The following is a 23,060-nucleotide window of genomic DNA, read 5'->3' as shown; positions in this document are numbered from 1 at the left end:
CAACGCCGCCGACTCAATCAACTACGGATCTAGCCATTGAAAATCGTCAGAAACCCCGCCTCGACCTGCATTTTCGCAAGAGATGCAAGCGCAGCCAAGAGAGCGCCAATCGGTACGTCGGTAATTTTTCCGTCAGACGATGACTGGAATGACTACGGATATCAGCTCAGAGCCAAAATTGCACTGAAAATCGACGATGCAACCACCGTAGTGACCGACATCCTAATCGGATTCTATGAAGAAGATGCAAAAGAAGAGAACGGACGAATCCGCCTCATCCAATTGGTTGGATCCTCGAAAGAGAAGATCCAAGCCAACCTCCATAAATTCTTCATCATGCTCCCCTCGATACAAAGCTATCGAGATCTAGCATCATCAATCAAACCACCCACACTCAAAAGAATGCTCATCAATGCAAACGAGCTTGCAACACTAAAACACTTCAAACCAACATCGAAAATCATCTCAAAAGCAATCAAGGAACGCATATTTAACCTTGGATTTCTTCGAGATTCAGAGGTCCATTTCGCCCTCCACAACGCAGGATCGATAATTCAAGGACTTTCCAACGAGAGAACAGTTCGCCCCGCCACACAATGGAGGCTCAACTTCAATCTCGACAAAAAGCAACTGCAGTATGAATTTGACATAAATTTCAACCATGAATCTGAACTTCCGCGACGCATTGCTGTAATCATCGGAAAGAACGGCGTAGGAAAGTCGCAATCCCTCAATGCAATATGCAGAAGCCTTCTTAATAGAGAAAATAATTTACGAGAGTCGGAGTCGGGCGAACGACCTCAGATCAGTCGCCTAATCGCTTTTGCATCAACTATAGAATCAATTTCAACTTTCCCTGCCGAGAGGCGAACCCAGCGGACCTGGTACAAGCGGCATCATATTGGCTCTGCATCCAAGCAGAAAGTGGGCTCAAGGCTACCGGAAACAATACTTAGGATCTCTCAGTCTGAACAATCAATTGCGAGGCGCAGCAGGCTCTCAATTTTCAACGACTCACTTTCTGCGATACGTGACCATGAACAACTGGCACTAGTACGCACCGACGGCGGCATGCCAGTTAGAATTTCGGAAATAAAGAGCGGAACCAGCATTCGAAACTTAGAGCAACAGGCCTCCATCGACCCACAAAAAGATCCTGTACGCGTAGTGGACGGAAAAGCAACGAAACTCAGCAGCGGCGAGCTCTCATTTATTAACTTTTCAGCCCTTGCCTGCGAGTCCATCGAGAATGGCTCACTAATCCTTCTTGATGAACCAGAAACCCACCTCCATCCTAACTTCATCAGCGAATTCGCAGCATTACTGGACCGCATTCTCGAGCTAACAGGCTCTTCCGCAATCATTGCAACACATTCATCCTACTTCGTCCGGGAAGTCTTCAAAGAACAAGTGTCGGTTATTGAAAAAGATGAAGACGGGAAGATTCAAGTGCTCAAACCTCGGCTCAGGACATTTGGTGCTGATGTAGGAGCAATTTCAAGGTTTGTATTTGGCGAAAATTCCAATTCAAGCATATCGAAAAGAGTAAAGAGAAAAATAATAAATTCCAACAACTCCTGGGAATTTATATACGAGAACTACAAGGATGAACTCTCACTCGAGACACTAGGGGAAATACACGAATTGATCTTAAACAAGGAGTCGAGCTGAGATGCGCCACTTGAACGCCTGGAAAATAAACGACCACATGCTCATAAGATCACTGGCGCGAAATAAAGAGCTTTCGAGCCATCCCCACTTGAGATCGGAAGCAGCAGCAATTTCAATAGCCTACATGACATATTTGGAATCGAATGGGAACGCACACTCCATAGAACCAAAGGGCGTTGGCAAAGCTGCAACCAAATACCTTCACGCACACTACAAACACCCCCCAGCCTCTCACAAATTTATCAAGAAACTAAGAGATGATAATGCCGCGATGACTTGCACCATGTGCGGATCACCGAACTGCGGAACGCTCGATCACGTTTTACCAAAGGCCATATACCCAGAGTTCAGCCTGTTTTCTGCAAACCTAGTTCCCGCCTGCCTCTGTAATAACAAGCGGAAGGACATCTATAGGGGAAAAGCGGGAGAACGGGTCCTCCACCCCTATTTCGATAGCTTCATGAATGAGAGACTGGTAACTTGCAGATTCCGCGACCATGACAGGGCACCATCTATTGAAATAGTTAATAATCTTGCGGCTTCGGATGCAAATTTCGCAGCTGTCGATTTTCACATTAACAATGTCGTAAAAAAAAGCGCAATAATCGGGTCATTACGCAGAGACTGGGGAACGCTCGTGAGAAAGCCAAGCCTCATAAACTCCAGCCTCGGAACCGCTCCTGCATCAAAAATTCATTTGGCTAGAATACTATCTGAAGAGCTACACAAATCGGATGACCGCCAAGAGAGCAAGAATAGCTGGCTCTCCATATTTGTATCTGGCCTACTAGAGGACGTAACGCTCGACTGGCTATTTAGCAGGCTAACTACCCCAGGTAGATGTGATGACGCCCCTCTGATCGCAAAAATATGAAATGCATTTTCTTTGATGTCTCGTCGAGAATTTCACGCATTTAATGTCGAATCGTGGGCGCCTGCTGACCAATTGTTCTAACTCTACTTGCGCGCAGGGCATTGAGGGGCGTCACAAAAAATTCAGTGCTCGATTAATCAGCACCGCACCCATACGCCGCCGATGGGTGACGTGGCACCCGCGATATGTTAACTTGCGCGACACTTTCGTAGTTTACAGCATGTCCGCATGTCCCTTTCGTCGTACCGCCCCACCCCGTCGCTGTTGTTCCTGGCCGTTTCCCTCGGCCTTTCCTCCACCGCCGGCGCGGCCCCGCAGGCCACCACGATGGATGCCGTGCAGGTCACCGCTGCTGCCGATGCCAGTGCCCAGGCGCGCGAGGCACTGAAGCGTGTACCCGGCGCCAGCAACGTCATCGACGTGGCCAAGGCCGACAGCCGCCTTTCCAGCAGCGCCGATGTGCTGGCCTCCCAGCCCGGCATCAGCGCGCAGTCGCCGGGCAACGAGGGCACCAAGATCTCGATCCGGGGCTCGGGCATCAACCGTGGCCCGGGTGCGCATGCGTCTGGTATTGCAGTTTCGATCGACGGGCTGCCGCTGACCGGACCGGGCGGCACGCCCTACGAGCTGCTGGAACCGCTGTGGCTGTCACGCGTGGAAGTGCTGCGGGGCGCCAATGGTTTCGAGCGCGGCGCGCTGGCGCTGGGCGGTGCCATCGACTATGTAAGCCGCAGCGGCCGTGATTCGGCCGGCGTGCAGCTGCACTACGAAGCGGGCAGCCGTGGCTACCAGAAACGCGGCATCAGCTGGGGCGGTGTCAACGGAGATCTCGATTACTTCCTGGCCTACACCGATACCGAGTTCGATGGTTATCAGCGCCATGCGCGCGGCGACGGCAAGGGCGCGATGGCCAACATCGGCTGGCAGATCACGCCCGACCTGCAGACGCGTTTCTTCGTGCGCTACCGCGAAACCAATCACGAAACGCCCGGTCGCTTGACCCGCGATCAGATCCGCAACGATCCGCATGCGGCAAACGCGGCCAACCTGGCCATCGATGCGCGCCGCCCGCAGCCGGGCAGCACCTGGGTGGGCAATGTCACCACGCTGCAGATCGATGAGGACTCCTCGCTGCAGGCCGGGCTGGTCTACCACACGTATCCGATGGACTTGAACGAGAGCCTGTACCGCCAGCAGCTGGACTACGCCAACCTCAACGCCACGCTGGACTACCACCGCCGCCACCGGCTGTTCGGCCTGGACAGTGAAACCACGGTCGGTCTGCGCGTCACCCACGATCTGGACGCCGACGTGCGCGAGTCGCTGCGCTTTGCCAGCAACGGCTATGCCGCCGGTACGCGCACGCGTGACTTCCGCCACCACGGCACCGACAGTACGCTGCACGTCGGCAATACCCTCACCTTCAACGACCGCCTGCGCATGCAGACCGGGCTGGCACTGATCAGCACCCGCCGCGACGTGCAGGTGACCTGGCCGAGCAGCGGAGGCCGCCTGCGCGACCACGACTGGGACTACGCGCCGCGACTGGGCTTCACCTGGCAGCACAGCGCGCAGACGCAGTGGTTCGGCAACCTCAGCCGTTCGGTGGAGGCGCCGCACCCGTGGTCGATGATCTGGGGCTCGAACCAGTACTTCGGGCCGGGCAATGGCCCGTCTACCGGCCGCCAGCGCGCGCCGGTGCCGATGCAGAACCAGACCGCCACCACGCTGGAACTGGGCGCGCGCGGTGACGCGGCGCTGGGTCGCTGGGAACTGACCGGCTACTACGCCCACGTGAACCATGAATTGTTGAGCGTGGAGCTGCAGCCGGTACCGAACCTGTTCATCGCAGAGAACAACGCCAGCCCCACCGTGCACCGTGGCATCGAAGCCGGATTGGACAGCACACTGTGGCAGGCCGCGCCGGGACGCCTGTCGTTGCGCCAGGCGTACACCTTCAGTGATTTCCGTTACCGCCACGATGCGCGCTTCGGCAGCAACCGCCTGCCGGGCCTGCCGCGCCACAGCTACCAGGCCGAGCTGCGCTTCGATCATGCCTCCGGCCTGTACGCCGCGCTGAACAGCGAATACGCCTCGCGCATCGCGGTGGACTACGCCAACAGCTACTGGGCCGATAGCCACGTGATCTTCGGCAGCCGCATCGGCTACGAGGCACCCGGTGGTCGCTGGCAGGCCTGGGCGGAGATGCGCAACATCGGCAACCGCCACTACGCGGCCACGGTCACGCCGGGCTACGACGACGCCGGCAAGGATGTCGCGCGCTCGACGCCAGGCGAAGGCCGCGGCGTCTATGCGGGCGTGCGCTGGCGCTTTGACTGATGGCCGCAGGCGGCGCCGGGTCTGACCCGGCGCCGTCGTTCCAGGGTCAGCCGATACGCCAGGCCGGCAGGCGTTCGCTGCGCTTCCAGATGGAAGGCGCGAAACCAATCAACACCAGCGCCGCCAGCCACTTCGGTGAGGTGTTGAGCAGTGTCGAGGTAAGCGAACCATCGCCGAGGGGGGCCATGTCCTGCCACGGGTTGTAGCCCAGGTAGACGACGCTGCCAGCCCACCATAGCAACGCCACGCCGACACCCACCAGCAGCAGGGACAGCGTGCGGCAGGTCCAGCGCTGCGACGTGGTGCCCCATTCCCGCGACGCTGCGATCAGCAGACCCACCACCAGCAGCGACACCAATGCAACCAGCCCGATATCGACTTTAGGCCCGATGCGTTCATAGCTGCAGGCGCGGCATTGCGCCTCTTCCGTGGCAGTGGCTGCTTCGGCGCCATCGGCCTGCCCGGCTGCGGGCTGCGCCAGTGCTGCAAACGGCATCAGTACTGCCAGCAGCGTCACCATGATCCAACGAAACAACGTCCTGTTGCGGCGTGTAGCGACATCCATGCGCTCTTCCTCGTCAGTGGTTGTACGTCCAGGGCCGCAGTATGCGGCCGTCCCATACGCCGCCCAGACCCCGTTCCGGGGGTTCGGCCATCCAGCGTCCTTGTTCCCGATGCAGCACGACAAGCTCCCGGTAGACGAAATCGTCGGAACACGAATCCCGGGCGACCGCAATCATAGCCCACTGCCCATCGACGCTGAAAACAGGCCGGGTCAGATAGGCGACGTGGTCGTATGTCCGAGTCGGCCCATGCACCGTTGCCCCGCCCCCCTGCTCCCGCAGCGCTCGAAGCCCCGCGCCGCCCATCCGCTGCGCACCGGCCAATGCGGCCGCAGGCACTGGCGTGGACCGGCGATTGGCGGGAACCAGGTCCGCCTGCAGCTGCAACCGCAGCGCATGGATGTCCGGCGGCCACCAATCGTCCAGCGGCAGGACCAGATCGTCCACCTCCTGGCAGATGGAGGCACTGCTGCCCGGCCAGCAATAGGGCAAGGTCTGCTCCATCACGTAGATGTCCTCCCCCACCGGGTCGGTCAACTGCGGCTGTTCCTGCGGGCGCCATTGATCAACGCGCGTGAAGGGTGTCTGCGGTGCGCTGGGCACCTCGCTCAGCGACGATGGCAGAACTGGCGTTGGCTGCGGCACTGGCGGGGGTGGAGGGGGGAATGGGGGGGCTCTGCCGGATCGCCAGCGCCATCGCCTCCGCCTGCATCTGCGCTGTTCCCAGGTTGATCGGTAGCCGACCGATCTCCTGCTGCCACCTCGGGCGCAGGCTGCAGATCCCGGCCATGAGAGCCAAAGCCGACAGCGCCGCCGCCAGCGATGCAATGCGTCGCTAGGTGATCCGTTGTTGGCAGTCACGGTCTGGCTTGAACGAGGTATCTGTCATCACGACTCCGCCAACACGGGCCACAGGCCGTGTCCAACGCTCATATGGCGGACAGGCTCCACTCGAATACGCTCCCATCCGCTCTTCCTGCGGTGCAGAAGGTAGAGGACGCGCATCGCCGTTCCTCCACTGCACAGATCCGAGGCGACCGATGCCATTGCCCAGTTCCCCTCCTGGCTGAACACAGGACGCTGCAGATAGACAACGCCCAGATCGGGATTGCCCGGGCCACCCGTGCATCCCTCGATGCCACGCGCACGCCGTTGCTGAAGCTCGTCCCACGTCATCCGTTGCGCTCGCACATGCGCAAGCTCAGACGCGAGGTCGGGTACGCGTACAGCCCGGCGGTTCGCAACCTGCAGCATCGACTCCAGATGCTGCTGCAGTTGAAAGGACGCCGCACTGTCATCATCACGCCATTCCACGACGCTGTGACGAACCTGGCAGACAGGGGCGGGGTCTCCTTCGCCACAGGTAGGCGCAGTCCATTCCATCACGACAAATGGCATGTCGGGCTCCCAGCCGCGCGGCTCGAAGTGTGCTGGCGCGACATCTTCCAGCGGCACTGCCGCGGTCGCGGATCCACTGTTACCGGTCAGCATCGGGGAGAAGATTCCCTTGATTGGAATCGGTGGTTCCGGCGGCTTCCCTGGTGGTGTCGGTCGCAGGTCGATGAGCTCTGCCATCACTTCGGCCTGCATCCGTGCCGTTCCCAGATTGATCGGAGGCGGGCCGACTGCCTGCCGCCATTGCGGGCGCACGCTGGCGATCAGCGCTACGACTGCAACCATCGATAGAACGACCGTTGTGGCCAGGACGCGTTTCCGTGCAATGCGCTGTCGCATGAAGTTCCTGGAAGAAATGAAGCAGGTTGGGATATCGGCCGGGGACGTGACGCTACAGCGCTTGAATGACCTGCAGCAGATGGGTCGCATCTGGCGCGAGTTCCTGCGCGAGCCAGCCCAGCACCACGAAGAACAGCAGCAGGCCGAGCAGCGGCCAGATCGTGTGCGTCACGCATACCCGCCACCACCCCTGCTCGTGCATGCCCTGCATGCGCCGGTACAGGCCACTGGCAATGGCCGCGTCCACCAGCAATTCGGCCATCAGCACCGGTGCCGACCACACCACCCACACGCTCGCCAGCAGGACGGACGCCACCAGCGCGACGATGCCGAGGATCGCCAGCAACGGCAGGCCCGCTTCGTCTTCGGCCAGGCCGGTCAACGGCAGCTCACCGGCATCGCCGCCGCCGGCCTGCGCCGACTCATTCCACGAAGCTGACGCGCCGCCACCTCCAGAACGGCCACCGACGCCGCCCCACGGTGATTCCACGGTACTTCCGCGAGGTGAAGGGCTGCCACTGCCCACATCCGGCGACAGGCCATCCAGCACGTTGTCCCAGCGCCAGCGGATCCAGATCCACATCAGCAGCAGGAACACGCCATAGGCCAGCAATACGGCCATCGGGTAGCGAAGCAGCATCGCGTCGATACCGGCCAGACGCAGCAGGTGCGAGGCAAGGAAACCGGCCGCACCGGTCAGGGCCACGATCAGTGCCATCTGCAGGCGTGGCCAGCCGCGTTCCCGCAGGTGTTGCCGTGCGCGCACAAGCTCACCGGCGCGGTTCACCGGCAACTTCAGCGGGCTCCGCGCAAAGAAACGGGTGCGTTTCATCGGCACCACCGGGTGCCGCGGATCGTGGAGCGTGGAAGCTCAAGAACCTGATACAGCATGCGGACATCCTTGCCGGGCACGCGCGGGTAGTGTTGCGCGGATTCTACCGCGGCCGGGGCCTCTGTGTAGGCGACGGGCCGAGGCCATTGATCATCAACTGCGGTCGACGATCCGCACGATGCGACCGTCCTCAAAAGCGAACTCGCTGTGTCCCTGCAGTGCCAGTTCCGTATCCGCGCCGGGACCATCGGGAATGTCCTGCGCGAACACGCCACGCCAGTCGATGCTGGCCAGCACCACGCCATCCTTGAAGATCAGCTCCAGCAACCGCTGCTCGCGCTCGCGGAACAACGGCGCCGATTGCCGTGCCAGTTCGCCAAAGGCATCGATGCCTTCGGTGACCATCGTCAGCTGGCCACCGCTGTGGTTCTCGAAACGCACGTTATGCGCCAGCACCGCCAGCATGGCGTCGATGTCGAAGCGGTTGTAGGCCTGCAGGTAGTGCTCGATCAGATGGCGGCAGTGCGATTCGTCCACGGCGGCGTCCAGTCAGGGCCTGCGCCGAGTCTCCCGCGACCGTTCAGCCGTATCAAGGAGGCGCGGCGGCCTTCAGCAACTGCGCGGCCACCTGGTCGAACGGGGCGATGTCCTGCAGTGCGCGGCACATCGCCACCGCACCTTCCACACTGGCAATCACCAGATTGGCCAGCCCACCCGCGGCGACCGGATCGTGGCCGTCGGCGATGAACGCTGCGGCCAGATGGGCCTGCCAACGTGCGAACACTTCAGCAGCTGCTGCACGGGGCTGGCTCGGCACTGCCTCCACCGGCTCCTCCACGGCAGCGGCCAGTACCGGGCAGCCCGCCCGGAACCCGGAGCGCAGCAGGCGCTCGCGCCACATTGCCAGGAACTGCTGCAGGCCCTGCACCGCCCCTCCCTTCAACAGCTCGACGAGAAGCGCCTCCACCTTGTCGCCGGCCATGTAGGTGGCGCGCGCCAGCAGTTCCTGCTTGCCGCCAGGAAAATGGTGGTAGGTGGAGCCCAGCGGCGCCTCGGCCAGCTTGGTCACCTCACGAATGCTGGTGGCATTGAGGCCTACCCGCGCCAGCATCTGTGCTGCGGCATCAATCACCCGTTGCGGGGCATCAGAGGGTCGTGGGCTCACGGCGATCGCCTTGCTAAGACAGTCGTCATAGATTAGCGTACCGGCCGTTCTATAACAGTCGTCATAGCCATGAATCTCTGGTTCCGCCTGCTCCATCTGCTGCTTTGCAGCCTGTTCCGGCCGAAGCTGGAGGCCCCGTTCGGGGTCTCGCGCCTGCAGTTCCGTGTGCTGCCCAACGACCTGGACAGCAACCTGCACATGACCAACGGCCGCTACTGGAACATCTTCGATCTGGGCCGGCTGGACCTGATCCTGCGCATGGGCCTGGGCCGGGTGGCGCTGCGCGAGAAGTGGGCGCCGATCGTCGGTGCCGGCACCATCCAGTTCCGCCGCGAACTCAAGCCGTTCCAGCGCTTCACCCTGGAAACGCGCCTGGTGGGCTGGGTCGGCTCGCGCGGCATCATGGAGCAGCGCGTGCTGATCGGGCCCGAGCAGAAGATCGCCACCCGTGCGCTGCTGGTCACCGGCATCTACGACCGTCGCGCGCGCCAGTTCCTGAGCATGCCGAAGATGATGGAAGCGATCGGCGTGGTCGCCCCACCGTCGCCGTCGCTCAGTGCAGCCGCCGAGGCGTTGCTGGCGGCCGATGCCGCGTTGAAGCTGGACGATGCCTGAGGCACGTCACCCTACCTTCGGCATGTTCTTGGTCACGCAATGGATGCCACCTCCGCCGCCGGCGATCGCATCGATATCCACCTGTTCGATCACGCGGCCGGGATACATGTCCTCCAGCAGTTCACGGCAGTAGCCATCGGCTGCGTCGTCACCGAACTGCGGCGCTACCACCGCGCCGTTGATCGGCAGGTAGTTGATATAGCCCGTCGCCAGATCGTCGTTGTCGCGGGTATGCACGTTGTCGCGCCCGTCCAGCGGCGGCGGCAGCGTATGCACCTGCAGGCGACGGCCATCGGCATCGGTGGCCTCGCGCAGGATCTGTAGATGTTCGCGGGTCAGGTCGTAGTCGTAGGACTCCGGATCATTGTCCAGGTTGGCAATCACTACACCCGGGCGCACGAAGCGCGCATAGAAATCCACATGCGCGTCGGTGATGTCCTCGCCGGCGATGCCGGGCAGCCAGATCACCTTGCGCAGGCCCAGGTGATGCTTCAGCTCGGCCTCGATCTCCGCGCGCGACCAGTCCGGATTACGGTTGCGGTTCACCCAGCAGCTTTCGGTGAGGATGGCGGTGCCATGGCCATCGACTTCGATGCCACCGCCCTCGCCCACCAGATCGCTTTCCAGCAGCGTCGCGCCGGTCACCTGTGCCAGCCAGGGCGCCACCGCGCCATCGTTGCGTGCGCTCTGCTTGCCTCCCCAACCGTTGAAGTTGAAGTCGACCAGCCCCAGCCCGCCCCGGTCATTGGTGACGAAGCAACCGCCGTAATCGCGCACCCATATGTCATCCAGCGGCACCTCGAGGAACTCGATGTTGTCGCGGCCGCAGCGGTCCTGCGCCTGCTTCAACTGGTCCGGGCGGCACAGCACGCTGACCGGCTGGTGGCGGGCGATGGTACGGGCCAGCCGCGCCACGGCGGTGTTCACCGCATCGGCCTGCGCGCCCCACACCCGCGGTTGCGCGGCGAAGGCCAGAAAGACACGTTCCTGCGGCCCGTGCTCGTCCGGCATGCGCCAGGCGCCCGCAGCTTGCCCCGCTGCGGATACGCGAGCCGGCAGCCCCGCCAGACCGAGGGCGGCCAGGCCGCCAAGACCGGCGGCGCCCGCCAGCTGGGTGAGGAAGTGACGACGGCTGCTCATGACGGGCTCCAGGGCCGGTGTGGGATGGAAGCTATGCTGCGCTTGCCTATCCATAAGAACAAACGATAGATTCAGCCATCAATTGAACAGTTTTACTTACCTGAAATGCTCAAGCATTGGCCACCGCTGAACGCGTTGCGTGGTTTCGAGGCCGCCGCCCGCCTGGGTAGTTTCCACAGGGCCGCCGAGGAACTGCATCTGACCCAGTCGGCCATCAGCCAGCAGATCCGGGGCCTGGAAGCCTCGCTGCAGCAGCCGTTGTTCTTCCGGCAGGGCCGCAGCGTCACCCTCACCGACGCCGGCATCGACCTGCTGGAAACCACCCAGTCCCTGCTGCGGCAGCTGGCCAGTGGCATCCGCCGGCTCGATCAGTACCGCAAGCCGAATCAACTGATCGTCAACACCAGCCCGGCCTTTGCGCGCCATTGGCTGGTGCCACGCCTGGCCGGGTTCCATCGCCTGCATCCCGGTGCCGACCTGTGGCTGCTGACCAGCGAGGACGCGCCGGACATGACCACGCAGACGCTGGACGTGGCGGTACGCGATGACCTGGACTCACAGGCGCAGTGCCAGCATCGCGTGCTGCTGCAGGATCGCCTCTATCCGGCCTGCCATCCGGCCCTGCTCGCCACACCGGTGCACGAACGACTGACCCTGCATGGCGAGCGCGAGATGGATTGGAGCCAATGGCAGGTGCAGGGCGGCGCCGATGTCGGCCAGCGCCGCGAGGGCATGAATTTCTCCGAGCCCGGGCAGCTGCTGGATGCCGCATGCCAAGGGCTGGGCATCGCGCTGGTCAGCGAGCTGCTGGCGTCACGCGCCTGCGAGCAGGGCCTGCTGCAGCCGCTGGATGAGGCACGCGTGCGTGGTCCGCGCTGGAGCTGGCTGGTGCATGAGGACAGCGCGGCCGATACGCTGGTGATCAGTTTCTGCGAGTGGTTACTGGCGAGTCTGCCCGCGGGAGCTACTTCTGCTGCAGCGCGCGCTTGACCGCCGCTTCGGCCAACGGCGCCATCACCGCATAGCCCTTCGCGGTGGGATGCACGCCGTCCTCGGCCAGCTGCGGATCGAGGCCACCAGCCGCATTGGCCATCGGCGTGTAGTAGTCCAGATAGACCAGCTGCTTCGCCTCGGCATAGCGCTTCAACGCCGTATTCAATGCGCGCACCTTCGGCGCAGGCGTGATGCCCGGCATCCACGGGTACTCGCTCACCGGCAGCACGGAGGCCAGCACCACGGCGATGCCATGTGCACGGGCCAGCTCCATCATCGCGTGCAGGTTGTCTTCGATCATCGCCTGCGTGGACGGGCCGGTGTTGCCGGCGATGTCGTTGGTGCCGGCCAGGATCACCACCACCTGTGGCTTCAGTGCCAGCACGTCCTGCGGGAAACGCACCAGCATCTGCGCCGTGGTCTGGCCACTGATGCCGCGGTTGAGCCAGCCCTTGCCGGGGAAGAAACCGGCATTGCCTTCCCTGCCCCAGCCCTCGGTGATGGAGTCACCGAAGAACACTACGCGTGGCTGGCCCGGCACTGCCGCAGGCAGTCGCGCGTTCGCGTCACGATAGCGTTGCAGCTGCGGCCAATCGGCCAGGCGCTGCTGCATGAAACGAATTTCGTCGGGGCGCAGCTGGTCGATCGGCGTCTGCAGCAGCGGATTGACTGCGACGGCTTCTGCAGCGCCCAGCGGAAAAGCCAACGCGAGGCCCAGCGTCACGACGGTGGCAGCGGCAAGCTCAACAGATCCACGCATGCGAGTACTCCTGAAATCATCTTCCGCAGTCTAACGCCCCGCCCTGTGCTCAGCGTGCAGCCGTACGCGCCGCCACACCCGTGACTTTCGCCGGCATCCACATGCCCGGCGTCCAGCCGCTGGCAGCGAGGATCGCCTTCGGGTTGTCCTGCTGGATCAGCGCACGCACCGCATCACGCTTGTCCTTGGCCTGCAGGTAATAGGCCTTGGCGATGCGGTAGCCCACCCAGTACCCGAGGTCGTAAGGCTCCTGCGAGCCCGGCTTGTAGTTGTACAGCCATGGCGACAGATCGGTGCTGTCCAGATCCAGCGCGAACGCGCTTTCGATATGCACTTCCCGGCCACGGGTCCAGGCCGCGTGGCGCCCGTTGCCGACGTTGCCGGAAATCAGTTCGGCGATGAACTCGGCGATGCCCTCCCCCAGCGAAACACGCAGCACCGTCGCATGCGGGTCGCCCGGCTCGAAGTCGGTCAGGCCCGTCTGCTGGATGTGCACGTACTCGTGCGCAATCACGTGCACGAAGCGGTCCTGCACATTGGGATTCATGAAATCGGCTGCGCACAGCGCTTCCAGGCCGATGATCACCCCGCTTTTCGAGGTCAGCCCGACCGGACGGCCACGGCCCACCGCGATGGTCACCGGCGGAAACGCAGCCTGCGGGTAGATCGCCTGCAGGTTGGAAAACACCTGCGTCAGGCGTTGTTTCACCGCTGGCAGTTCGGCCAGGCAGCTTCGTCCCTGCGCATACAGTTCCGGCTGGTTGGCGATGGACTCGGCAATGCGCTCGGGGGTGACCCGGCGCGCCTTCGCCAGTTCGGCCAGGCCCGCCGAACCCTCGGCCATGTATCCACGCAACTGCGCAACGCTGGGTTTGCCACCTGCGTTGTCGTACAGCGCGTAGAAGCGACTGACATCGTCAGTGACAATCTGAGGCCCGGCCGGTACCGCCGCCGTGGCCATGTCAACTGCCCCGGCACAGGCCAGGGCCAACAGGCCGCGCAGGATCATGGACATCGCTCCGTCCTTGGTGGAGTGCAGGCGAAGCGCGCAATCTATCACCCCGGCCCGGCCGCCGCAGCAAGCAGATGCGGGCACTCCGGCGCTGTGCCAGACTCGATTCGGCACCTGCCACGGAAGATGGAGCACCCCGCGATGATGATCGTTCCCGCGTACTGGGCTGAAGCCCGCCTGCAGGCCCGCTTCCGTGGCCGGCCGGTGGTGGTGCGCCGCTTCGGCTGGTCCGACGAAGGCCCTGCAGAGGCGCAGGTGCACGCCGACCGCCGCGCCAACGAAGCCCTCAATGCCATCCTCGCCGGGCAGGCGCTGCCGCGCCGCGAAGTGCGCAGCAACTACGGCGTGGAGGGCGTGCCGATCCGCGAGCAGATCGTGCAGCGCGACGGCGACGTCATCATCACCCGCAACAGCTATGGCGCACTGTGCCTCAACAGCCCGGACGTGCTGTTCGCCGACATCGACCATGCGCAGCCGCCAGCCGGCTGCGTGATGCCGGCCATTGTTGCGGCGGTCGTGCTGCTTGCCGGCGCCGTCACTGGCACGCTGCTGTGGCACTGGCTGGTGGGGCTGGTGCTGGGCGTGGCGGCGGTAGTTCTGGTCAATGCCGCATTGCTGTTGCGCAGCAGGCAGCGTCTGGCCGCCGCCGGGGGTGCCGAAGGGCTTGCGCTACGGCGCGTGGAAGTCTTCAGCGAACAACACCCCGACTGGCATCTGCGCGCTTACCGCACGCCTGCGGGACTGCGTGTGCTGGCGATGCATGCCACCTTCTCGCCCGAGGACGAGCAGCTGCAGGCGTTCTTCAAGGCACTGGGCACCGACACCTTGTACGCGCGCATGTGCCGACTGCAACACTGCTTCCGTGCGCGGCTGACACCGAAGCCGTGGCGCGTCGGCCTGCGTTATCGCATCCGCCCGCCGGTGGCCGCGTGGTCCGCCGAACAGGCCAACAACCCGGATCGTCTGGCCTGGATTGCGGAGTACGAAAAGAAGAGCGCCGGCTTCGCGGCCTGCGCTTATCTACGCAGTTTCGGCGATACCACCCGGGTGCATGCCAAGGCAGAACATGTGCGTGACCTGCATGACCGGCTGTCGCGCGCGCAGGACCGCCTACCGCTGGCGTGAGGGCGGGTACTCAGTCAGCGCTCTGCACGAACGGCTGCCCTGCCAGGGTAGTGCCCAGCCGCACCGCGATCTGTTGACCGTCCTTTTCGAAGGTCGTCGCACATTGCTTTCCATCCTTCTGGCATCCGACTTCCGGAAAGCCGTCCAGCGATTCCGGCGCGCCCTGCGCAGGTTTTGCCCGCCAGCCTGCGGCATCCAGCAGGCGCTTGGCCTTGGCGTAAGGCATGCCGGCGATGATCCCCAGCTGCGCCAATTCGGTGGGCAATGGCTGCGCACCTGCAGTTGAGACCAGGACCAAGGACAACGTTGCAGCAAGAAGGATGGCTTTCATTGCACCGACCTGGAACGAGCTATCAGGTTCAGCCTAGACCATTTGCGCGGCGTGCGAATGTGCCGGTAACACGTCGTTACCGAGTCTCCACAGTTGATTGCATAGCACCTGCAACTGTTTACAGGCCAACGGATAGCCGAGCGTGGGCTCGGCTCTACAGCAGGATGCAGGAAGGCCGCCCGAAGGCGGCCTTCTGCAAAGCGGTCGAGCAGGCTCGACGCTACTGGGCATTCTTCACGTAGGTGTCGAACCAGTTCAGCATTTCCGCCACCAGCTGCTCGTTCGATTCCAATGCGGTATACCAGTGCGGTTCGTTCGGCAGCATCACCAGGCGGGTGGTGCCGCCGTTGCCGCGGATCGCCTGGTAGAGCTTGCGCGACTGGAACGGCTCGGTGCCCGGGTTGGCGTCGTCCTCGCCGTGGACCAGCAGCAGCGGCAGCTTGATCTTGTCGGCATAGAAGAACGGCGAGGCCTTCAGGTACACGTCCTGCGCCTGCCAGACCGAGCGGCGTTCGTTCTGGAAGCCGAACGGGGTGAAGGTCTTGTTGTACGAACCGCTGGTCGCCACACCGGCCTTGAACAGCTTGGTGTGCGCAATCAGGTTGGCGGTCATCAGGCCGCCATGGCTGTGACCGGTCACGCCGATGCGGTTGCGGTCGACCACGCCCATGTCCACGGCCTTGTCCACCGCCGCCTTGGCGTCGGCTTCCAGCTGCTCCAGGTAGGTGTCGTAGGCGTTCTTCGGGTCACCCACGATCGGGAACGAGGCGTTGTCGATGATCGCGTAGCCGGCCAGCAGCATCAGGCGGTACGGCTGCAGGCGGGTGAAGGTCTGCTGCGAACCGGACACCTGGCCGGCCTGCGCGGCGTTGGCGAAGTCGGCCGGGTACGCATACAGGATCGCCGGCACGCGCTGGCCCTCCTTGTAGCCCGGCGGCGTGTACAGGGTGAACGACAGGTCCACGCCGTCGGCGCGCTTGTAGGTCACCAGCTGGTTCTTGATCTGGCGCACTTCCGGGGTCGGGTCGACCAGCTTGGTCAGCGCGGTCGTGGTGGACGCGAACTGCGCCTCGCCGGCCTTCGCGTCGGCCACCGCCTCACCCTGCTGCCGAATGAAGGCATTCGGCGGATCGATCACCGACTGGTGCCAGGTCAGGTAGCGCCCCGGCGTGTTGCTGAAACCGAGGAACTGTTCGTAGGCATCGGCACTGCTGCGGAACAGGCGCTCGCTCTTCAGCGTGCCCAGGTCCAGGCGGTCCAGGAACGGACGGTCGCCCTGCGGCGACGCGCCACGGCCGCTGAGGAACACATGGTTGCCCTCACGGCGCACGACCTGCGCGCCATTCGACAGGCGGGTGAAGACCAGGTTGCCGGGGTTGCCGTACAGCTCATCGCTGGACATGTCCCACAGCAGGCGGCCTTCCTTCTTCGGCTGGTCCACATCGACGATGCGGGTCTGCATCCAGTGGCGGTTCTCGTCGTTCTCGAACTGGAACGCCACGGCCGGATCGGCGGTCCATGCGAAGCCTTCGAAGCGCTGTGCGGTGCGGGTGATCTCGACCGGCTTGCCGTTGAACGGTGCCTTCAGCATCAGTACGCGGTCGCGATGCGGCACGTTGACCTTCCAGTCGCCCTTGTCCAGCGCTTCGGCATAGACCAGGGTGGCCGGATCGGTGGCACGCCAGTCGAAACCGCGCGGACCTTCCGGTACGCCGTGCACCGGCACGCGGTCGGCCAACGGCAGGCTGGCGATCGGCGTGGACTTGCCGCTGGCGATGTCCAGCACGGCCACGTCGTTTGCGAAGCGCTGGTAGGTCACCGCATGCGAATACGGTGCCTTGATCGATTCGGTCAGCACGTGCACGCCATCGGGCGCGGCGCTGACTTCATTGAACAGCGCCGGTTGCCCGACCGGGCGCACGCGGTTGGCGACGGCATCGACCACGGCCAGCTGCGAAGTACCGTAATAGGCGAACAGCTTCTCGTCATGGACGCTGGTCAGCGTGTCGCGGGCTTCGTAGGTGCTGCTTTCGCCGCTGCTGCCCAGCGACTCCTGCGCGTCCGGACCGGTCGGCACGCCGCCATTGGACGGCGCCGGGCCCTGATTGGCCGGGACCAGCTTCACCAGCAGATTCTGGCTGCCGCCCAGCCACTGCACGGTGTAGCCGAAGATCGGGTTCAGCTGCACGTTCGGCACCTGCTTCACCTGGCCGGTGGCCGCATCGCCCACCCACAGCTGCACGCTGGTATCGACCGCATTCTGGAAGGCGAAGTGGCTGCCATCGGCCGACCACAGCGCGCCGGTGGCGCAGCCCTGCGGCAGGTTGACCTTGGTCTCCTTGCCGCTGCCGATATCGACCAGGGTGAAGTCGGCCACGCAGGCCGGAATGCCGTAGCCACCGGGGGTGTCATGGCGGCTGCGATTCTTCGGCTCCAGGCGCACGCCGGCCAGCTTCAGGTAAGGCTGGGCGACGCGGCTGATTGACGGGTAGGTCTGCGCGGTGGTCAGCAGCAGGCGCTGGCCGCCCGGGGCCACGTTCGGCGCCGGCGGCGGCGGTGCCTTCAGCACCTTGAGCAGATGTTCCGGCGGCTTGGCGTAGTCGGCAAGCGCCGGGCCAGCGGCCAGCAGGCCGACGGTGGCGACGGCAACGGCCGCCGCCAGAGAGGTTCGACGGATCAGCATCCTTATCCCCTGGAGTGTGAATGGGTACCCGGAATCGGGCATGGACCCGAATCTAGCACCGCAGGGGTTGTCGTGAATGGGCCGGAAGGGCTAGTGGCCGGATGGGGCAAAGTGCAGCTCCGGGAGGTGCCGGGGAACTGCCGGCACCTGCCAGGCATGGCGTGGCACTACTGCTGCGCGTGCAGGTCCCAGGTGGCCAGGTAGTCGGGGTCGACCACGATCATGCCACTGGTGTGCATGCGGTACTCCCCGGGCTCGGCTGGCTGGTACTGGTCCAGCATCGGCGGCAGGTAGCGCTCGTGGCCATCATTCTCGTCGGCCAGCACCACGCCCTCGTCGGCGCTGATGCGCAGCACCGTGCCGGCATACTGCTCCAGCCCCTTTACCTGGCCGTCGCCGCCATAGCGGGTCACACCTACCAGTACGACCTTGCCGATCATTTCCTCGACCTTGGCGTCGTCCAAGGGCGGCAGCATGGGAGTGAATTCGTCGCTCATCGGTGCACCTCCGTAGCCTGCAGGACATCGTGGATGAGGTTTCCGCTTCGCAGTGCGCGTCGCTGGCAGCCGAGCAGGTGCCCGGCCTGAAGCCTCTGCATCGAGAGTGCCAGTACGCCCATGAACCCAAGGGTTCCTGGAGCACGATGCTGCCATCGCAGGCGGAAGGGACAGGTGAAGGCCGAACTCGGTCCTCGCCGATCAGGGGGTTGCACCCGCACCACGCTAGAATGCGCCCATGCGCACCGTACATGCCCTCCGCTACATCACTCCCTTGCGGGAAGGTGGCTCCCTGCCGGCCGTGGTCGAGACCGACGACGACGGCATGGCCGTGCTGAAGTTCCGTGGCGCAGGCCAGGGCCCGAAGGCGCTGATCGCCGAGCTGATCGCCGGCGAAATGGCGCGCACGCTGGGCCTGCCGATTCCGGAAATCCTGTTCGTGGAGCTGGACCGCGAGTTCGCCCGCACCGAACCGGACCCGGAAATCCAGGAGCTGATCCGTGCCAGCGAGGGCCTGAACCTGGGCCTGGACTACCTGCCCGGTGCGATCAACTACGACCCGGCGGCGATGCCGGTGGATGCCGATCTGGCCTCGCGCATCGTCTGGTTCGATGCGCTCACCAGCAATGTCGATCGCACCACGCGCAATCCGAACCTGATGGTGTGGCATCGAAAGCTGTACCTGATCGATCACGGTGCGGCCATGTACTTCCATCACGACTGGGCCAACGCCGGCGATGCCTGCGAAAAGCCGTTCGTGCTGATCCGCGACCACGTGCTGCTGTCGTTCGCCAGCCGCATCGCCGAGGTGGATGCCGAACTGGCCGCGCGCCTGACCGATGCCGAGATCGAGCGCATCGTCGGCCTGGTGCCGGACAGCTGGCTGGTCAACGAGCCGGCATTCGACAGTCCGCAGGCCTATCGCCAAGGCTACATCGACTATCTCAAGCATCGCCTGAAAGTGCGTGCGGTGTTCGTGCAGGAGGCCATCCGTGCCCACGCTGCACACGTATGACTACGCGGTCATCCGCGTGGTACCGCGGGTGGAACGCGAGGAATTCATCAACGTCGGGGTGATCGTCTCCTGTCCTGGCGCGCGTCATCTGGAGGCGGCCATCGAGATCGATCCTGCGCGCCTGCGCGCCTTCGCGCCGGCGCTGGACCAGGAGGCGCTGCAGCCGTGGCTGGATGCGATCGTGGCCATCTGCCGCGGCGACGCCAGCGCCGGCCCCATCGCGCAGCTGCCCGCGCGAGCGCGCTTCCATTTCCTTACCGCCAAGCGCAGTTCGGTTGTGCAGATGTCGAGCACGCATGTGGGCCGCACTGCGGACCCGGCGGGCGTGGTGGAACACTTGATGACGAAGATGGTGCGGGTGCCGCGCTGATGCGCCCGTCTCTCACTTCCTGGCGCGCGCCCGGTACCAGGCAATGAGTGCACAGGCTACCGCAGGGGAAATCAACACCCACCCGGCTGCTGCCTGTCCATGCAGGTAGCCTTGTGCATACGCAGCACTGGTACCTTCGCTGGCCATCGCCGGGACACCCCTGAGTATCACGTGCACCCCGCGCAGCAGGAGCACCATGCTGGCGACCAGACACACCACGGGAAGGAATCGGCTCATGGACCGATTCTGGTCCGCCAACTGCCCCAGCGTCAACATCGCTGCAGCACAGTCGCTCGGGGCTACAACGGCACTCTTCGCGCGATGTAGTTGACCACGTTGCTGATCGCATCCGGATCGACATTGGCCAGGCCAACGATCACATAGCCCTGTGCGGGCATCACCACGATGGCACTGTTCGATCCGGGCGCACCGCCTTCGTGGCCGTACTGGTGCTCCCTGCCCTTGCCCTGCACCACGAAGCCGAATCCATACCAGCCCTTGTGGTTCTGCGCCGTGGTGGCCTGCTGCAGCAATGCAGGTGAGACCAGCTTTCCACTGCGCAATGCCTCGGCGAACTTCACCATGTCGCCCACCGCGCTGTAGCCCCCACCGGCTGACATGCCGCGCCAGGGCAGCGACTTCGTTTCACGGACCCATTGCCCGTCCTTCTTCGTGTAGGCGACGGCACGCTGCGGGACGTTCACTGTTTCCGGTTCGAAGCCGGTGCCCATCATGCCCGCCGGGCGCAGGATGTGTTGCTCCACATAGGCGTAGTACGACTGCCCGGAGACGGCCTCGATGATCCGCCCAAGCACGATGAAGCCATAGTTCGAGTAGCTGTCCTGGCTGCCTGGCGTGAACTGCGGCGCATCCTTGGCAAAGCGCCGCACGTAGTCATCCAGCGTCTTCAACGACGCGGAATACTGTTCGAAATCGTCGCCGAAGAAGTCGCCCAGGCCACTGGTATGTGACAGCAGCTGGCGAACGGTTACGCTGTTGGCAACGGCCTTGTTCGGATAGTCCGGCAGGCGACTGCCGATCGTGTCATCGAGACTGAGCTTGCCGTCCTGCACCAGCCGCAGGACGGCCACTGCGGTGAACATCTTGTTGGAGGACGCAAGGCGGAACTGTGTATCCACGTCCACTGGAATGCCAGCGGTGCGATCGGCATCGCCACCGCGCCAGTCCAGCAGCACCTTGCCATTCTGCGCCACCTGCAATGCACCCGACAGCGCGTCCTGCGCCCGCAGCGCCTCCAGCCTTGCCGCGGCATCAGCCATCAGCGCAGGCAATGCAACCCGTGCCGGCTTGTATTTGTCTGGCGTTTCAGTGCCCTCGATCTGGAACTGCTTCACGTGCGACGGGTTGGCCGGGTCCATGACCGCCGTCACCCACATCGCACGTTCGCTCAGCTGGCCCATCACCAGCAGCTTCGCCTGGCTGGGCGCGCGCTCGAGTGTTTCCAGAACGCTCAGCGGGCCCGTGCTCTCGCGGAACTCGAGATAGTCCTTGGGCGTGCTGCCCTCCTGCTTGGCATATCTGTCGGCGAATGCCTGCAACCCCTCGAGGCTGCCCGCATTGAAGGCGGCAAGCCAGTCATCGATGGCATCCCGCGCGCGTGGATGTTCGCGCTCGGAAGATGCTGCGCCAACTGCCGGAAATGCCGAGGCGGTCACCAGGACCAAACAGGCCAGCGCATTGCAGAGAAACAGGCGTCCAACAGCCCTCATGGCAATTCCTTTGCGGGTATCCCTGGGCGCATCCTAGACGATGGATCGGCCCGCCGCATCCACGCTAGGGACGCTGCCGCACCACCTCGACGGTGACGTTGAATGCCTCGATGCTATGCCATTGGCCCCGTTCGTACGGCAGCGATTCCACCCCCATGCCGATCTGATACCTCACCGCATCCGGACCTTCGCGCCAGTAGTAGGGTGCGCCGTTGCTCCAGCCACAACAGACGTAGCGCAATGCAGGCAGGCCGAATGCCGTGTGCAGATAGGCTTCGACCTGCGCCGCTTGCGCGCCTGAAACACGATAGTGGGCCTCCATCGGCTTGATGTAGGACACGTCATCCTGGCTGCAGCTTACATACTGCAGTTCCGGAGGCTTCCGGCCCATTGCCTGCAGGAAATCCTGGCATTCAGTATCAGGTCGCGCCAGGCCATCCGCGCGCCCTTGCACCTCCCACTCGGCCAACGCCTGCGCAGGCGTCTGCTGCGCAAGCACGCTGGCGCTGGAAAATGACGCCAGCAGCAGGACGCGGGCGGCATGCTGCGGCAACGGGAGAGACATCACGGGGCGAGTCCTTCGCATGGGAGCACAGGAATGCTGATCGATGCCACGCTATCGCCTTGCCATCGTCTGCTCTGTGAAACGCGCCACGCAGAAGTCCAGGAAGCTGCGCAGCTTGGGCGTCAGCTGGCGGTCGCGCGGATACACCAGGTTGATCCACGTCGATACCGGCACATGGTCCGGCAGCACTTCCACCAGTTCACCACGCGCCAGCGCAGCGGCAAGCATTTCGTAGGGCTGCAGGATCAATCCCAGCCCACCCACGGCCGCTGTCAGCAGCGGCTCGGCCTGGTTGACCATGAAGCGACTGGACACCGGCACGGTCAGCACGCTGCCATCGGCATCGCGGAAACTCCAGCGTGTGCGGATGATCGAATGCGCGAAGCCCAGGCACTCGTGGCGGCTCAGGTCATTGGGATGGGTGATGGCCGGGCGCGAAGCCAGGTAGTCCGGCGAGGCACATAGGACGAGCGGATACGGCCCCAGCCGTCGCGCCACCAGCCCGCTGTCGGCCAGGTCACCGGTACGGAACACCAGGTCGTAGCCGTCCTCGACGATGTCCACCAAGCTGTTGGACAGATTCAGATCGACCTGCACATCCGGGTACTGCTGCATGTAAGCCACCACCGCCGGGCCGAGTGCGTGCACGCCGAAGGTGACCGGCGCGCTGATGCGCAGGCGCCCCATCGGCCGTCCACGCGCCACTTCCGCCAATTGCTCGGCGCCCTCCACTTCCTCCAGGATCACCCGCGCCCGCGCAAGGTAGGCCTGGCCGAAGTCGGTCAGGCTCTGCTTGCGCGTGGTGCGGTTGAGCAGGCGCATGCCCAGGTGCTGCTCCAGCGCCTGGATATGCTTGCCGACCAGCTGCGGCGACAGGTCCAGTGCCTCGGCAGCGGCGGCGAAGGAGCCGACCTCGGCCACCTTGGCGAAGGTCCGCAGGGGAGCGATCAGGTCCATTGCAAACAATTGTTCTTCAATGAAACACCAGATTACCCCTTATTCTGGATGCAGACTACGCGCACAGTAGCCGTGACCCTTTCGCCGG

The 23,060-nt window shown here is 63.6% G+C and carries 23 protein-coding genes; 8 read left to right on the top strand and 15 right to left on the bottom strand.

Annotation, left to right across the window (positions count from 1 at the left end; all coding sequences use genetic code 11):
- Positions 1 to 36: 36 nt before the first annotated feature.
- The 3 genes from RI032_RS16695 (at position 37) to RI032_RS16685 (ending at position 4,885) form a co-directional block, all read left to right on the top strand.
- Complete coding sequence (locus tag RI032_RS16695) at positions 37 to 1,671, top strand: AAA family ATPase (protein ID WP_322547343.1); 1,635 nt, start codon at positions 37 to 39, stop codon at positions 1,669 to 1,671.
- 1 nt (position 1,672) lies between these two features.
- Positions 1,673 to 2,545 carry a hypothetical protein gene (locus tag RI032_RS16690; protein WP_322547342.1) on the top strand — a complete coding sequence of 291 codons (873 nt, stop codon included), beginning with the start codon at positions 1,673 to 1,675 and terminating at the stop codon, positions 2,543 to 2,545.
- Between the two features lie 228 nt (positions 2,546 to 2,773).
- Positions 2,774 to 4,885: a TonB-dependent receptor family protein gene (locus RI032_RS16685; protein ID WP_322547341.1), complete on the top strand. Its 2,112-nt coding sequence runs from the start codon at positions 2,774 to 2,776 to the stop codon at positions 4,883 to 4,885.
- Positions 4,886 to 4,931: 46 nt separating this feature from the next.
- Here the strand turns inward: RI032_RS16685 and RI032_RS16680 are convergent, their stop codons facing one another.
- The 6 genes from RI032_RS16680 to RI032_RS16655 all read right to left on the bottom strand — a co-directional run bounded on the left by RI032_RS16680 (position 4,932) and on the right by RI032_RS16655 (position 9,179).
- Complete coding sequence (locus tag RI032_RS16680; protein WP_322547340.1) at positions 4,932 to 5,450, bottom strand: hypothetical protein; 519 nt, start codon at positions 5,448 to 5,450, stop codon at positions 4,932 to 4,934.
- 13 nt (positions 5,451 to 5,463) lie between these two features.
- Positions 5,464 to 5,985, bottom strand: a complete 522-nt coding sequence (locus tag RI032_RS16675) for a hypothetical protein (RefSeq protein ID WP_322547339.1) — start codon at positions 5,983 to 5,985, stop codon at positions 5,464 to 5,466.
- A 351-nt stretch (positions 5,986 to 6,336) separates the two neighbouring features.
- Positions 6,337 to 7,182, bottom strand: coding sequence for an energy transducer TonB (locus RI032_RS16670; protein ID WP_322547338.1), 846 nt, complete (start codon positions 7,180 to 7,182; stop codon positions 6,337 to 6,339).
- Positions 7,183 to 7,234: 52 nt separating this feature from the next.
- The gene (locus tag RI032_RS16665; RefSeq protein ID WP_322547337.1) at positions 7,235 to 8,014 is read right to left on the bottom strand and encodes a hypothetical protein; all 780 of its coding nucleotides are present in this window, start codon (positions 8,012 to 8,014) and stop codon (positions 7,235 to 7,237) included.
- A 153-nt stretch (positions 8,015 to 8,167) separates the two neighbouring features.
- Positions 8,168 to 8,551, bottom strand: a complete 384-nt coding sequence (locus RI032_RS16660) for a nuclear transport factor 2 family protein (RefSeq protein WP_322547336.1) — start codon at positions 8,549 to 8,551, stop codon at positions 8,168 to 8,170.
- A 52-nt stretch (positions 8,552 to 8,603) separates the two neighbouring features.
- On the bottom strand, positions 8,604 to 9,179 hold the full coding sequence (locus RI032_RS16655; RefSeq protein ID WP_029379700.1) for a TetR/AcrR family transcriptional regulator: 576 nt from the start codon (positions 9,177 to 9,179) through the stop codon (positions 8,604 to 8,606).
- Between the two features lie 69 nt (positions 9,180 to 9,248).
- Between RI032_RS16655 and RI032_RS16650 the strand changes: the two genes are divergently transcribed.
- Entirely contained in the window at positions 9,249 to 9,794 is a 546-nt protein-coding gene (locus tag RI032_RS16650; RefSeq protein ID WP_057503324.1) for a thioesterase family protein, read from the top strand.
- Between the two features lie 6 nt (positions 9,795 to 9,800).
- Here RI032_RS16650 and RI032_RS16645 read toward each other — a convergent pair whose 3' ends face one another.
- The gene (locus RI032_RS16645; RefSeq protein ID WP_322547335.1) at positions 9,801 to 10,934 is read right to left on the bottom strand and encodes an agmatine deiminase family protein; all 1,134 of its coding nucleotides are present in this window, start codon (positions 10,932 to 10,934) and stop codon (positions 9,801 to 9,803) included.
- Between the two features lie 105 nt (positions 10,935 to 11,039).
- Here RI032_RS16645 and RI032_RS16640 point away from each other — a divergent pair, with 105 nt between their 5' ends.
- Positions 11,040 to 11,924, top strand: a complete 885-nt coding sequence (locus RI032_RS16640) for a LysR family transcriptional regulator (protein WP_322547334.1) — start codon at positions 11,040 to 11,042, stop codon at positions 11,922 to 11,924.
- On the opposite strand, the gene RI032_RS16635 is transcribed toward RI032_RS16640, so the two are convergent.
- Both RI032_RS16635 and RI032_RS16630 read right to left on the bottom strand, forming a co-directional pair.
- Positions 11,899 to 12,687: an SGNH/GDSL hydrolase family protein gene (locus RI032_RS16635; RefSeq protein ID WP_322547333.1), complete on the bottom strand. Its 789-nt coding sequence runs from the start codon at positions 12,685 to 12,687 to the stop codon at positions 11,899 to 11,901. The genes RI032_RS16640 and RI032_RS16635 overlap by 26 nt on opposite strands.
- 49 nt (positions 12,688 to 12,736) lie before the next feature.
- Positions 12,737 to 13,702 carry a DUF2268 domain-containing putative Zn-dependent protease gene (locus tag RI032_RS16630; protein WP_164191410.1) on the bottom strand — a complete coding sequence of 322 codons (966 nt, stop codon included), beginning with the start codon at positions 13,700 to 13,702 and terminating at the stop codon, positions 12,737 to 12,739.
- A 138-nt stretch (positions 13,703 to 13,840) separates the two neighbouring features.
- Between RI032_RS16630 and RI032_RS16625 the strand changes: the two genes are divergently transcribed.
- Complete coding sequence (locus RI032_RS16625) at positions 13,841 to 14,824, top strand: hypothetical protein (RefSeq protein WP_322547332.1); 984 nt, start codon at positions 13,841 to 13,843, stop codon at positions 14,822 to 14,824.
- A gap of 10 nt (positions 14,825 to 14,834) precedes the next feature.
- On the opposite strand, the gene RI032_RS16620 is transcribed toward RI032_RS16625, so the two are convergent.
- The 3 genes from RI032_RS16620 to RI032_RS16610 form a co-directional block, all read right to left on the bottom strand.
- Complete coding sequence (locus tag RI032_RS16620; protein ID WP_029379698.1) at positions 14,835 to 15,155, bottom strand: hypothetical protein; 321 nt, start codon at positions 15,153 to 15,155, stop codon at positions 14,835 to 14,837.
- A gap of 220 nt (positions 15,156 to 15,375) precedes the next feature.
- On the bottom strand, positions 15,376 to 17,838 hold the full coding sequence (locus RI032_RS16615) for a S9 family peptidase (protein ID WP_322547331.1): 2,463 nt from the start codon (positions 17,836 to 17,838) through the stop codon (positions 15,376 to 15,378).
- A 167-nt stretch (positions 17,839 to 18,005) separates the two neighbouring features.
- Positions 18,006 to 18,335, bottom strand: coding sequence for a hypothetical protein (locus tag RI032_RS16610; RefSeq protein WP_010480503.1), 330 nt, complete (start codon positions 18,333 to 18,335; stop codon positions 18,006 to 18,008).
- Between the two features lie 238 nt (positions 18,336 to 18,573).
- Between RI032_RS16610 and RI032_RS16605 the strand changes: the two genes are divergently transcribed.
- Together RI032_RS16605 and RI032_RS16600 are read left to right on the top strand one after the other, a co-directional pair.
- Positions 18,574 to 19,350: a HipA family kinase gene (locus tag RI032_RS16605; RefSeq protein WP_043398508.1), complete on the top strand. Its 777-nt coding sequence runs from the start codon at positions 18,574 to 18,576 to the stop codon at positions 19,348 to 19,350.
- Positions 19,328 to 19,720 carry a DUF3037 domain-containing protein gene (locus tag RI032_RS16600; protein WP_019337307.1) on the top strand — a complete coding sequence of 131 codons (393 nt, stop codon included), beginning with the start codon at positions 19,328 to 19,330 and terminating at the stop codon, positions 19,718 to 19,720. The genes RI032_RS16605 and RI032_RS16600 overlap by 23 nt, the downstream gene beginning before the upstream one ends.
- Positions 19,721 to 20,019: 299 nt before the next feature.
- Here RI032_RS16600 and RI032_RS16595 read toward each other — a convergent pair whose 3' ends face one another.
- The 3 genes from RI032_RS16595 to RI032_RS16585 all read right to left on the bottom strand — a co-directional run bounded on the left by RI032_RS16595 (position 20,020) and on the right by RI032_RS16585 (position 22,972).
- On the bottom strand, positions 20,020 to 21,450 hold the full coding sequence (locus tag RI032_RS16595) for a serine hydrolase domain-containing protein (protein WP_322547330.1): 1,431 nt from the start codon (positions 21,448 to 21,450) through the stop codon (positions 20,020 to 20,022).
- Positions 21,451 to 21,514: 64 nt separating this feature from the next.
- Positions 21,515 to 22,015, bottom strand: a complete 501-nt coding sequence (locus tag RI032_RS16590) for a DUF4952 domain-containing protein (RefSeq protein WP_049455460.1) — start codon at positions 22,013 to 22,015, stop codon at positions 21,515 to 21,517.
- Between the two features lie 51 nt (positions 22,016 to 22,066).
- Complete coding sequence (locus tag RI032_RS16585; protein WP_057503330.1) at positions 22,067 to 22,972, bottom strand: LysR family transcriptional regulator; 906 nt, start codon at positions 22,970 to 22,972, stop codon at positions 22,067 to 22,069.
- Between the last annotated feature and the right edge of the window lie 88 nt (positions 22,973 to 23,060).

The sequence above is a fragment of the Stenotrophomonas geniculata genome (genome assembly GCF_034508895.1).
Classification (GTDB): Bacteria; Pseudomonadota; Gammaproteobacteria; order Xanthomonadales; family Xanthomonadaceae; genus Stenotrophomonas; species Stenotrophomonas geniculata.
Note: the sequence above shows the minus strand (reverse complement) of the source record. Positions and strands in the feature narration are given on the sequence as shown.

What these genes read in the sequence shown, in the direction of transcription:
- RI032_RS16680 (WP_322547340.1), bottom strand. Translation starts at nt 5,450, where the DNA reads ATGGATGTCGCTACACGCCGCAACAGGACGTTGTTTCGTTGGATCATG.
- RI032_RS16625 (WP_322547332.1), top strand. Translation starts at nt 13,841, where the DNA reads ATGATGATCGTTCCCGCGTACTGGGCTGAAGCCCGCCTGCAGGCCCGC.
- RI032_RS16620 (WP_029379698.1), bottom strand. Translation starts at nt 15,155, where the DNA reads ATGAAAGCCATCCTTCTTGCTGCAACGTTGTCCTTGGTCCTGGTCTCA.
- RI032_RS16590 (WP_049455460.1), bottom strand. Translation starts at nt 22,015, where the DNA reads ATGTCTCTCCCGTTGCCGCAGCATGCCGCCCGCGTCCTGCTGCTGGCG.
- RI032_RS16595 (WP_322547330.1), bottom strand. Translation starts at nt 21,450, where the DNA reads ATGAGGGCTGTTGGACGCCTGTTTCTCTGCAATGCGCTGGCCTGTTTG.
- RI032_RS16640 (WP_322547334.1), top strand. Translation starts at nt 11,040, where the DNA reads ATGCTCAAGCATTGGCCACCGCTGAACGCGTTGCGTGGTTTCGAGGCC.
- RI032_RS16630 (WP_164191410.1), bottom strand. Translation starts at nt 13,702, where the DNA reads ATGTCCATGATCCTGCGCGGCCTGTTGGCCCTGGCCTGTGCCGGGGCA.
- RI032_RS16690 (WP_322547342.1), top strand. Translation starts at nt 1,673, where the DNA reads ATGCGCCACTTGAACGCCTGGAAAATAAACGACCACATGCTCATAAGA.
- RI032_RS16665 (WP_322547337.1), bottom strand. Translation starts at nt 8,014, where the DNA reads ATGAAACGCACCCGTTTCTTTGCGCGGAGCCCGCTGAAGTTGCCGGTG.
- RI032_RS16615 (WP_322547331.1), bottom strand. Translation starts at nt 17,838, where the DNA reads ATGCTGATCCGTCGAACCTCTCTGGCGGCGGCCGTTGCCGTCGCCACC.
- RI032_RS16645 (WP_322547335.1), bottom strand. Translation starts at nt 10,934, where the DNA reads ATGAGCAGCCGTCGTCACTTCCTCACCCAGCTGGCGGGCGCCGCCGGT.
- RI032_RS16610 (WP_010480503.1), bottom strand. Translation starts at nt 18,335, where the DNA reads ATGAGCGACGAATTCACTCCCATGCTGCCGCCCTTGGACGACGCCAAG.
- RI032_RS16635 (WP_322547333.1), bottom strand. Translation starts at nt 12,687, where the DNA reads ATGCGTGGATCTGTTGAGCTTGCCGCTGCCACCGTCGTGACGCTGGGC.
- RI032_RS16585 (WP_057503330.1), bottom strand. Translation starts at nt 22,972, where the DNA reads ATGGACCTGATCGCTCCCCTGCGGACCTTCGCCAAGGTGGCCGAGGTC.
- RI032_RS16685 (WP_322547341.1), top strand. Translation starts at nt 2,774, where the DNA reads ATGTCCCTTTCGTCGTACCGCCCCACCCCGTCGCTGTTGTTCCTGGCC.
- RI032_RS16605 (WP_043398508.1), top strand. Translation starts at nt 18,574, where the DNA reads ATGCGCACCGTACATGCCCTCCGCTACATCACTCCCTTGCGGGAAGGT.
- RI032_RS16650 (WP_057503324.1), top strand. Translation starts at nt 9,249, where the DNA reads ATGAATCTCTGGTTCCGCCTGCTCCATCTGCTGCTTTGCAGCCTGTTC.
- RI032_RS16670 (WP_322547338.1), bottom strand. Translation starts at nt 7,182, where the DNA reads ATGCGACAGCGCATTGCACGGAAACGCGTCCTGGCCACAACGGTCGTT.